We start from the raw sequence: 10,167 nt of genomic DNA on the forward strand, positions 1-10,167 counted from the left end.
CCAAATAAAAGTGCTGAGGTGTCAATCAGGCTTTAAAACTCATCTTAAAACAAGACAAGATTCTGTCCATCACGGCAGATAATGGTACAGAATTTAACCGCTTGTCTGATGTATTTTCTGAGGAACATATCTATTATGCGCACCCCTATGCCTCTTGGGAGATTGAACCCTATTTCTCCAAACACCGCACCTATAAATGGCCGAAACGAGTACTTGTTAATGAGACTTTGTACGTCACTAAAACAGGTTGTCAATGGCGCATGCTCCCTCACGACTTTCCTCTTTACTTAACGGTATGGAGTTTCTTTCGTCGTTCTATGACGACAGGTTGGTTCCAGGTCAATGGCAGATGGTACTACGCGCTTATAGCTCAGGTGCCTTGGCAGTGAATACGACTGTAAATGGCTATTCTGTCAACTATAATGGCGAATGGGTTCAATAATGAAAGAAGCGATTGTGAATGGAAACAATCGCTTTTTTTGTGAAAATATAATAAAATAGATAGGAAAGAATTAATACTTGTATGAAAAATAAGACGTTTTTCGTCTAGTAAAAGGAAAAAATGACAAAAAAAGTTGGTGTCGGTCAGGCACATAGTAAGATAATTTTAATAGGGGAACATGCGGTCGTTTACGGTTATCCTGCCATTTCCCTGCCTCTTTTGGAGGTGGAGGTGACCTGTAAGGTAGTTCCTGCAGAGAGTCCTTGGCGCCTTTATGAGGAGGATACCTTGTCCATGGCGGTTTATGCCTCACTGGAGTATTTGGATATCACAGAAGCCTGCATTCGTTGTGAGATTGACTCGGCTATCCCTGAGAAACGGGGGATGGGTTCGTCAGCGGCTATCAGCATAGCGGCCATTCGTGCGGTATTTGACTACTATCAGGCCGATCTGCCTCATGATGTACTAGAAATCTTGGTCAATCGAGCTGAAATGATTGCCCATATGAATCCTAGTGGTTTGGATGCTAAGACCTGTCTCAGTGACCAACCTATTCGCTTTATCAAGAACGTAGGATTTACAGAACTTGAGATGGATTTATCCGCCTATTTGGTGATTGCCGATACGGGTGTTTATGGTCATACTCGTGAAGCCATCCAAGTGGTTCAAAATAAGGGCAAGGATGCCCTACCATTTTTGCATGCCTTGGGAGAATTGACCCAGCAGGCAGAGGATGCGATTTCACAAAAAGATGCTGAAGAACTGGGACAAATCCTCAGTCAAGCGCATTTACATTTAAAAGAAATTGGGGTCAGTAGCCCTGAGGCAGACCATCTGGTTGAAACGGCTCTTAGCCATGGTGCTCTGGGTGCCAAGATGAGCGGTGGTGGGCTAGGAGGCTGTATTATAGCCTTGGCAGATAATTTGACACACGCACAAGAATTAGCAGAAAGATTAGAAGAGAAAGGAGCTGTTCAGACATGGATAGAGAGCCTGTAACAGTACGTTCCTACGCAAATATTGCTATTATCAAATATTGGGGAAAGAAAAAAGAAAAAGAGATAGTGCCTGCTACTAGCAGTATTTCTCTAACTTTGGAAAATATGTATACAGAGACGACCTTGTCGCCTTTACCAGCCAATGTAACAGCTGACGAATTTTACATCAATGGTCAGCTACAAAATGAGGTCGAGCATGCCAAGATGAGTAAGATTATTGACCGTTATCGTCCAGCTGGTGAGGGCTTTGTCCGTATCGATACTCAAAATAATATGCCTACGGCAGCGGGCCTGTCCTCAAGTTCTAGTGGTTTGTCCGCCCTGGTCAAGGCTTGTAATGCTTATTTCCAGCTTGGTTTGTCTCGGAGTCAGTTGGCACAGGAGGCTAAGTTTGCCTCAGGTTCTTCTTCTCGGAGTTTTTATGGACCACTAGGTGCCTGGGACAAGGATAGTGGGGGAATTTACCCTGTAGAGACAAACTTGAAACTAGCTATGATCATGTTGGTGCTAGAGGACAAGAAAAAACCAATCTCTAGCCGTGACGGGATGAAACTTTGTGTGGAGACTTCGACGACTTTTGACGACTGGGTTCGTCAGTCTGAGAAGGACTATCAGGATATGCTGATTTATCTCAAGGAAAATGACTTTGCCAAGATTGGAGAATTAACGGAGAAAAATGCTCTTGCTATGCACGCTACGACAAAAACAGCATCACCAGCCTTTTCTTATCTGACCGATTCATCTTATGAAGCGATGGACTTTGTTCGTCAACTTCGCGAGCAAGGAGAGGCCTGCTACTTTACTATGGATGCCGGTCCTAATGTCAAAGTTCTTTGTCAAGAGAAAGACTTGGAGCATTTATCAAAAATCTTCGGTCAACGTTACCGCTTGATTGTGTCAAAAACAAAGGATTTGAGTCAAGATGATTGCTGTTAAAACTTGTGGAAAGCTCTATTGGGCAGGTGAATATGCTATTTTAGAGCCCGGACAGTTGGCCTTGATAAAGGCCATTCCCATCTATATGAAGGGCGATATTGCTTTTTCTGACAGCTACCGTATTTATTCAGATCTGTTTGATTTCGCAGTAGATTTGGCGCCAAATTCTGACTACAGCTTGATTCAAGAAACGATTGCTTTAGTGGAAGATTTCCTGACTTATCGAGGTCAAACTTTAAGACATTTTTCTCTAGAAATTCGAGGAAAAATGGAACGGGAAGGGAAAAAGTTTGGTCTAGGTTCTAGCGGTAGCGTCGTTGTTTTGGTCATCAAGGCTCTGCTAGCTCTGTATAAGCTTTCGGTTGATCAGGAGCTCTTGTTCAAGCTGGCTAGCGCTGTCTTGCTCAAGCGCGGAGACAATGGGTCTATGGGGGACCTTGCCTGTATTGTGGCAGAGGATTTGGTTCTTTACCAGTCATTTGATCGCCAGCAGGTAGCAGCTTGGTTGAAAGAAGAAAATTTGGCGACTGTTTTAGAGCGTGATTGGGGCTTTTCAATTTCACAAGTGAAACCAACTTTAGAATGTGATTTCCTAGTGGGATGGACCAAGGAAGTGGCTGTATCTAGTGATATGGTTCAACAAATCAAGCAAAATATCAATCAGAATTTTTTAAGTTCCTCAAAAGAAACAGTGGCTTCTCTGGTAGAAGCCTTGGAGCAGGGGAAATCCGAAAAAGTTATTGAGCAGGTGGAAACAGCCAGCAATCTCTTAGAAGGCTTGAGCGCAGATATTTATACGCCTTCGCTTAGACAGCTGAAAGAAGCTAGTCAAGATTTGCAAGCCGTTGCCAAAAGCAGTGGCGCTGGTGGTGGTGATTGTGGTATTGCCTTGAGTTTTGATGAGCAATCAACTGAAACCCTAAAAAACCGTTGGGCCGATCTGGGGATTGAGCTCTTATACCAAGAAAGGATAGGACATGACGACAAATCGTAAGGATGAGCACATCCGCTATGCCCTTGAGCAGAAAAGTTCCTATAATAGCTTTGATGAGGTGGAGCTGCTTCATTCTTCCTTGCCTCTTTACAATCTGGATGAAATCGATCTGTCGACAGAGTTTGCTGGTCGAAAGTGGGATTTTCCTTTTTATATCAATGCCATGACAGGTGGGAGTGAAAAAGGTAAAGAAATCAATCAAAAGTTGGCTCAAGTGGCAGAAGCCTGTGGTATTTTATTTGTAACGGGTTCTTATAGCGCAGCACTCAAAGATCCAGCAGATGACTCTTTTTCTGTCAAGTCTAGTCATCCCAATCTCCTCCTTGGAACCAATATTGGATTGGACAAGCCTGTCGAGTTAGGCCTTCAGACTGTAGAAGAGATGCATCCTCTTCTCCTGCAAGTGCATGTCAATGTCATGCAGGAATTGCTTATGCCTGAGGGAGAAAGGAAGTTCAGAAGCTGGCAATCGCATCTGGCAGACTATAGCCAGCAAATTCCTGTTCCTATTGTTCTCAAGGAAGTGGGCTTTGGAATGGATGCCAAGACCATCGAGAGAGCCTATGAACTGGGTGTTCGTACAGTGGATTTATCAGGTCGTGGTGGCACCAGCTTTGCCTATATCGAAAACCGTCGCAGTGGCCAGCGTGATTACCTCAATCAATGGGGACAGTCTACCGTGCAGGCCCTACTCAACGCCCAAGAATGGAAAGACAAGGTCGAACTCTTGGTTAGTGGAGGCGTTCGGAATCCGCTGGATATGATTAAGTGTTTGGTCTTTGGTGCCAAAGCTGTAGGACTGTCACGAACAGTTCTGGAATTGGTTGAAACCTATTCAGTTGAAGAAGTGATTGGTATTGTTCAAGGCTGGAAAGACGATCTGCGTTTGATTATGTGTGCTCTTAATTGTGCCACCATAGCAGATTTGCAAAAAGTAGACTATCTTCTTTATGGAAAATTAAAAGAAGCAAAGGATCAGATGAAAAAGGCGTGACCACCGCCTTTTTTCCATCCTCAGACTGAGGTGACTTTTTTGAAGTGTGATAAAATAGAAAGGAGAGGATCAACCTATGAGAAAATTTAAAATCTTTTTATTTATCGAAGCCTGTCTTTTGACAGGAGCTCTGATTTTGATGGTTTCAGAGCATTTTTCGCGTTTTCTGCTGATTTTATTCCTCTTTTTGCTTTTGATTCGCTATTACACTGGTAAAGAGGGCAATAATCTTCTGTTAGTGGTGGCAAGCATTCTTTTCTTTTTCATCGTCATGCTCAATCCTTTTGTGATTCTAGCTATTTTTGTTGCGGTCATCTATAGTCTCTTTCTTCTTTACCCGATGATGAACCAGGAAAAAGAGCAGACAAATTTGGTTTTTGAAGAGGTTGTGACGGTTAAGAAGGAGAAAAATCGTTGGTTTGGCAATCTCCATCATTTTTCAAGTTATCAAACTTGCCAGTTTGATGATATCAATCTCTTTCGTCTCATGGGCAAGGACACCATTCATCTGGAGAGGGTGATTCTAACCAATCATGACAATGTCATTATCCTCAGAAAGATGGTAGGAACGACCAAAATCATTGTACCTGTAGATGTGGAAGTCAGCCTTAGCGTTAACTGTCTCTATGGGGATTTGAATTTTTTCAATCAGCCCAAGCGAGCCCTTCGCAATGAACACTATCATCAAGAAACAAGAGACTATCTCAAGAGTAACAAGAGTGTCAAGATTTTCTTGACTACTATGATTGGGGATGTGGAGGTGGTCAGAGGATGAAAAAACAAGCCTATGTAATCATTGCCATCACCTCTGTCCTCTTTGTCTTTTTTTTCTCCCACAGCTTGCTGGAAATCCTTGACTTTGACTGGTCTATTTTCTTGCACGATGTCGAAAAAACAGAAAAATTTATCTTTTTATTGTTGGTATTCAGCATGTCCATGACCTTTCTCTTATCCCTGTTTTGGAGAGGTGTGGAAGAGCTTTCTCTAAGAAAAATGCAGGCTAATCTCAAGCGTTTGTTGGCAGGGAAAGAAGTGGTTCAGGTTGTAGATCCAGATTTGGATGCTAGTTTTAAGTCCTTATCTGGCAAACTTAACCTCTTGACAGAAGCGCTTCAAAAGGCTGAAAATCACAGCCTTGCTCAGGAAGAGGAAATCATCGAGAAGGAACGAAAGCGGATTGCTCGGGATTTGCACGATACAGTCAGTCAGGAGTTGTTTGCGGCTCACATGATTTTATCAGGCGTCAGTCAGCAGGCTTTGAAATTGGATAGAGAAAAGATGCAGATCCAGTTGCAGAGTGTCACAGCTATTTTAGAAACTGCCCAGAAGGACTTGAGAGTCTTGCTCCTGCACTTGCGACCAATTGAACTGGAGCAGAAGAGCTTGATAGAAGGGATTCAAATTCTCCTAAAAGAGCTTGAGGACAAGAGTGATCTCAAGGTTAGTCTCAAGCAGAATATGACGAAATTGCCCAAGAAGATTGAGGAGCATATCTTCCGCATTTTGCAGGAGTTGATCAGCAATACCCTCCGCCATGCCCAGGCCTCTTGTTTGGATGTCTATCTCTATCAGACAGACTTTGAATTGCAGCTGAAGGTGGTGGACAATGGGATTGGTTTCCAGTTAGGGAACTTAGACGACTTGAGTTATGGACTGCGAAATATCAAAGAGAGGGTTGAAGATATGGCTGGAACAGTTCAACTCTTGACAGCTCCCAAGCAAGGACTGGCAGTTGATATCCGTATTCCCCTGTTAGATAAGGAATGATAAAGGAGTAAAGATGAAAATTTTACTAGTAGATGACCATGAAATGGTCCGATTGGGCTTGAAAAGCTACTTTGATCTCCAAGATGATGTAGAAGTTGTGGGCGAGGCGGCAAACGGGTCTCAAGGTATTGACTTGGCCTTGAAATTGCGTCCGAATGTCATTGTCATGGATATTGTCATGCCTGAGATGAATGGAATTGACGCGACCTTGGCCATCCTTAAAGAATGGCCTGAAGCCAAGATTTTAATTGTGACTTCTTACTTGGACAATGAAAAAATCATGCCTGTCTTAGATGCAGGTGCTCGTGGCTATATGCTCAAGACTTCTAGTGCCGACGAACTGCTCCATGCTGTCCGTAAGGTGGCTGCTGGGGAGTTGGCCATTGAGCAAGAGGTCAGCAAAAAAGTCGAATACCACCGCAATCACATAGAACTACATGAGGACCTGACTGCTCGTGAGCGAGATGTTCTCCAACTCATCGCCAAGGGCTACGAAAATCAGCGTATCGCTGATGAACTTTTTATCTCTCTCAAGACGGTCAAGACCCATGTGTCCAATATCCTTGCCAAACTTGAAGTCAGCGATCGCACCCAGGCGGCTGTCTATGCCTTTCAGCACCATTTGGTGGGGCATGAAGAGTTTTAGATGAGTTTAGCAGATTTACTTGAGGAGCTAGAAGCAGCAAAAGACTCTAAAAAGCAAGACCCATGGAAGCCCATATGCGCCATCAATTTTCTTTTCTAGGTATTGCGGTGCCTGAAAGAAATAAACTCTATAAAAATATTTTCCAGAAGCGAAAAAACAAAGATTATCGATTGGGATTTTGCAGATACTTGCTGGGAAAAAGAATCTAGAGAATACCAGTATGTGGCTGCTAACTATTTGAAAGCAATGCAGTCTTATTTAAAGGACAGCGATTTGCCTAAGCTAGAGCAGTTGGTTGTTACCAAGTCTTGGTGGGATACGGTGGATATCCTAGATCGAGTAGTAGGGAGTTTGGTGTATGAGAAGCAGGAACTGGAAAAAATAATCCTCCAATGGAGCCTGTCAGACAATATCTGGTTGAGACGCGTCGCTATTGACCACCAGTTATTAAGAAAAGAGAAGACCAATACTCAATTAATGGAAAAGATTCTCCTTCATAACTTGAACCAAACAGAATTTTTTACCAATAAAGCCATTGGCTGGACTCTGCGAGACTACTCCAAAACGAATCCAACTTGGGTAACATGCTTTATTGAGAAAAACAAGGAAAGAATGGCTGAACTTAGTATCAAAGAAGCAAGCAAGTACCTCTATCGTGATTGAAAAGCGCAGTCATTAATTGAAAAGTTTACCTGTTTATGTGATAATGGAGGGTATTTACAGAAGGTGGTAGATTTCTTGATTCTATAGTAGATTGAGAAATTTAGAATAGTATGCTATAATCACATTAGGAGGATAAAAACAATGAAGAAAACGTTTTATAAAAAATTGGGTATTTCAATTATTGCGAGTACTTTATTGGCTAGCCAGTTGTCGACAGTATCTGCTTTGACTGTTATTTCTAGTACAGGTGAAGAATATGAGGTGAGTGAAACATTACAGGAAAGTCCAGAAACTAATAATTTTTCACTTCCTGAGATTTCGCCAACATATGGTTCATATTACCAAAATCAATCAGAAGTAATTATCGGTAATGATGATTTGGTTAAAATTGATAATACTCTACAATATCCGTATTCAACTTCAGCTATGGTTTTGTCTGAGTACAATGGTGTAGCCAATGGAACGAATATAGAAGGAAGAGGAAGCGCGAATTTTATTAAAGATAATGTTTTAATTACAGCAGCTCATAACTTCTACAGTCATAAATATGGAAAAGAAGCGGATGCTATTTATGTACTTCCAGCAGCTAGTCCAGATCAGGAACCATTTGGAAAGATCAAGGTTAAGGAAGTTCGTTATTTGAAAGAATTTAGAACTTTAAATTCTAGAGATGCATCGAAATATGACTTGGCTCTATTAATTCTAGAAGAGCCTGTTGGCGCAAAATTGGGAACACTGGGGCTTCCAAATAGTCAGAAAAATTTGGCTGGAACACCAGTGACGATTACAGGATATCCATCATATGACTTTGGAATTCATCAAATGTATACAGATAAAAAACAAGTTTTAAGTGATGATGGTACTTTTTTGAATTATCAAGTTGATACTTTGGGGGGATCAAGTGGATCTGCTGTTTATGATGCTAGTCACCGTGTAGTCGGAGTACATACTTTGGGAGATGAAGCTAACCAAGTTAATAGCGCAGTAAAATTAAATGAACAGAATTTATCATTTATTTATTCAGTACTTAAAGGATATTCTCTTGAAGGATGGAAAAAATTAAGTGGCAGTTGGTACTATTATAAACAACATGATAAACAAACGGGTTGGCAGAAAATAGATGATACTTGGTACTATCTAGATGCTTCTGGTAAGATGCTTACAGATTGGCAAAAAGTAAATGGAAAATGGTATTATTTGGGAACCTCTGGTTCAATGGCAACAGGTTGGAAAAATGTACGAGGCAGATGGTATTACTTAGATAATAAAAATGGTGATATGAAGACTGGTTGGTATAAAGATGGTTCAACATGGTACTATCTAGATCCTACTAATGGAGACATGAAAACAGGTTGGATAAAAGTAGGAGGAAACTGGTATTATCTTAACTCAAGTGGAGCTATGGTAACAGGTAGCCAAACTATCGATGGTAAAGTTTATAATTTTGCTTCATCTGGTGAGTGGATTTAATATTGGAGGACATATAAATGAAACTTTTGAAAAAAACTATGCAAGTTGGACTGACAGCATTTTTCTTTGGTTTGCTAGCTACAAATACTGTTTTTGCGGATACCACAGGTGGCCAATTTGTTGATAAGGATAATAGAAAATATTATGTAAAAGATGCTCATAAAGCAATCTATTGGCATAAAATAGACGGAAAAACTTACTATTTTGGTGATAAAGGAGAAATGGTAGTTGGATGGCAATACTTAGAAATTCCTGGAACAGGTTATCGTGATGATTTATTAGATAACCAACCAGTTAATGAAATCGGCCTTCAACACAAGTGGTACTATTTTGGACAAGATGGGGTACTACAAGAATTTGTTGGCTGGAAAGCATTAGAGATTAAAACAAAAGACAGTGTTGGAAAAGAGTACGGGGAAAAACGTGAAGATTCAGAAGATAAAGAAGAGAAGCGTTATTACACGAACTATTACTTTAATCAGAATCATTCTTTAGAGACAGGTTGGCTTTATGATCAGTCTAACTGGTATTATCTAGCTAAAACAGAAATTAATGGAGAAAACTATATTGGTGGTGAAAGACGTGCAGGTTGGATAAATGATGGTTCAGCTTGGTACTACCTTGATCCAACAACTGCTGCAATGCAAACAGGATGGCAATATCTAGGTAATAACTGGTACTATCTCCGTTCATCAGGTGCTATGGCAACTGGTTGGGTGAAAGATGGTTCAACTTGGTATTATCTAGATGCTCAAAATGGTGATATGAAGACAGGTTGGGCTTATGTTGGTAACAGTTGGTACTACCTTCGTTCATCAGGTGCAATGTCTACTGGTTGGGTGAAAGATGGTTCAACTTGGTACTACCTAAATGCAAGTAATGGAGATATGAAGACAGGCTGGTTCCAAGTCAATGGTAAATGGTACTATGCCTATGGTTCAGGTGCTTTAGCTGTTAATACCACAGTAGGTGGTTACTACTTAAACTATAATGGCGAATGGGTTAAGTAATGAAGGCTAATGGTAAACTGTGATGGATATTTAACTTTGTATAATAGGTGGATAAAAGTCTTTAAAATAGGAAAAAACGCATAATATTAGGTGAACTGCACCCCAAAAGTTAGACAGAAAAAATCTAACTTTTGGGGTGTTTTTATTATGAAATTAACTTATGATGATAAAGTTCAGATCTATGAACTTAGAAAACAAGGATATAGCTTAGAGAAGCTTTCAAATAAATGTAACCGCCCAATAACGA

10 protein-coding genes and 3 pseudogenes are annotated in these 10,167 nt (G+C 40.9%); all 13 read left to right on the plus strand.

Annotated elements, in window-relative coordinates; all coding sequences use genetic code 11:
• A pseudogene (locus HT699_RS08630) lies at positions 1-161 on the plus strand (IS30 family transposase); the annotation flags it as partial.
• Positions 162-278, plus strand: a pseudogene (locus HT699_RS12195) (transposase); the annotation flags it as partial.
• Complete coding sequence (locus tag HT699_RS08635) at positions 254-442, plus strand: hypothetical protein (protein WP_172934273.1); 189 nt, start codon at positions 254-256, stop codon at positions 440-442. The pseudogene HT699_RS12195 and the gene HT699_RS08635, both read left to right, overlap by 25 nt.
• A 120-nt stretch (positions 443-562) precedes the next feature.
• Complete coding sequence (mvk, locus tag HT699_RS08640; protein ID WP_000163312.1) at positions 563-1,441, plus strand: mevalonate kinase; 879 nt, start codon at positions 563-565, stop codon at positions 1,439-1,441.
• Positions 1,423-2,376 carry a diphosphomevalonate decarboxylase gene (gene mvaD / locus HT699_RS08645; protein WP_023941611.1) on the plus strand — a complete coding sequence of 318 codons (954 nt, stop codon included), beginning with the start codon at positions 1,423-1,425 and terminating at the stop codon, positions 2,374-2,376. The genes mvk and mvaD overlap by 19 nt, the downstream gene beginning before the upstream one ends.
• A complete protein-coding gene (locus HT699_RS08650) occupies positions 2,363-3,370 on the plus strand; it encodes a phosphomevalonate kinase (RefSeq protein WP_172934274.1) in 1,008 nt (335 codons plus the stop codon). The genes mvaD and HT699_RS08650 overlap by 14 nt, the downstream gene beginning before the upstream one ends.
• Positions 3,354-4,364, plus strand: coding sequence for a type 2 isopentenyl-diphosphate Delta-isomerase (gene fni / locus HT699_RS08655; RefSeq protein WP_000210663.1), 1,011 nt, complete (start codon positions 3,354-3,356; stop codon positions 4,362-4,364). Before HT699_RS08650 ends, fni begins: the two co-directional genes overlap by 17 nt.
• Before the next feature lie 76 nt (positions 4,365-4,440).
• Positions 4,441-5,139 (plus strand): cell wall-active antibiotics response protein LiaF, encoded by a 699-nt coding sequence (gene liaF / locus HT699_RS08660; RefSeq protein WP_001224643.1) that lies wholly within the window; start codon positions 4,441-4,443, stop codon positions 5,137-5,139.
• Positions 5,136-6,131 (plus strand): sensor histidine kinase, encoded by a 996-nt coding sequence (locus HT699_RS08665; protein ID WP_000743655.1) that lies wholly within the window; start codon positions 5,136-5,138, stop codon positions 6,129-6,131. Before liaF ends, HT699_RS08665 begins: the two co-directional genes overlap by 4 nt.
• A 13-nt stretch (positions 6,132-6,144) precedes the next feature.
• Positions 6,145-6,777, plus strand: coding sequence for a response regulator transcription factor (locus tag HT699_RS08670; RefSeq protein WP_000698420.1), 633 nt, complete (start codon positions 6,145-6,147; stop codon positions 6,775-6,777).
• Positions 6,778-7,440, plus strand: a pseudogene (locus HT699_RS08680) (DNA alkylation repair protein).
• A 426-nt stretch (positions 7,441-7,866) separates the two neighbouring features.
• Complete coding sequence (locus HT699_RS08685; protein WP_202795742.1) at positions 7,867-8,910, plus strand: serine protease; 1,044 nt, start codon at positions 7,867-7,869, stop codon at positions 8,908-8,910.
• 17 nt (positions 8,911-8,927) lie between these two features.
• Positions 8,928-9,920 carry a choline-binding protein CbpJ gene (gene cbpJ, locus HT699_RS08690; protein ID WP_000771147.1) on the plus strand — a complete coding sequence of 331 codons (993 nt, stop codon included), beginning with the start codon at positions 8,928-8,930 and terminating at the stop codon, positions 9,918-9,920.
• Positions 9,921-10,167: the final 247 nt, after the last annotated feature.

The sequence above is a fragment of the Streptococcus sp. 1055 genome (assembly GCF_013276815.1).
GTDB lineage: Bacteria > Bacillota > Bacilli > Lactobacillales > Streptococcaceae > Streptococcus > Streptococcus pseudopneumoniae.

Excerpts from the sequence above, each read along its gene's own strand:
- HT699_RS08635 (WP_172934273.1), top strand. The coding sequence starts at position 254 with ATGGCGCATGCTCCCTCACGACTTTCCTCTTTACTTAACGGTATGGAG.
- mvk (WP_000163312.1), top strand. The coding sequence starts at position 563 with ATGACAAAAAAAGTTGGTGTCGGTCAGGCACATAGTAAGATAATTTTA.
- mvaD (WP_023941611.1), top strand. The coding sequence starts at position 1,423 with ATGGATAGAGAGCCTGTAACAGTACGTTCCTACGCAAATATTGCTATT.
- HT699_RS08650 (WP_172934274.1), top strand. The coding sequence starts at position 2,363 with ATGATTGCTGTTAAAACTTGTGGAAAGCTCTATTGGGCAGGTGAATAT.
- fni (WP_000210663.1), top strand. The coding sequence starts at position 3,354 with ATGACGACAAATCGTAAGGATGAGCACATCCGCTATGCCCTTGAGCAG.
- liaF (WP_001224643.1), top strand. The coding sequence starts at position 4,441 with ATGAGAAAATTTAAAATCTTTTTATTTATCGAAGCCTGTCTTTTGACA.
- HT699_RS08665 (WP_000743655.1), top strand. The coding sequence starts at position 5,136 with ATGAAAAAACAAGCCTATGTAATCATTGCCATCACCTCTGTCCTCTTT.
- HT699_RS08670 (WP_000698420.1), top strand. The coding sequence starts at position 6,145 with ATGAAAATTTTACTAGTAGATGACCATGAAATGGTCCGATTGGGCTTG.
- HT699_RS08685 (WP_202795742.1), top strand. The coding sequence starts at position 7,867 with ATGGTTTTGTCTGAGTACAATGGTGTAGCCAATGGAACGAATATAGAA.
- cbpJ (WP_000771147.1), top strand. The coding sequence starts at position 8,928 with ATGAAACTTTTGAAAAAAACTATGCAAGTTGGACTGACAGCATTTTTC.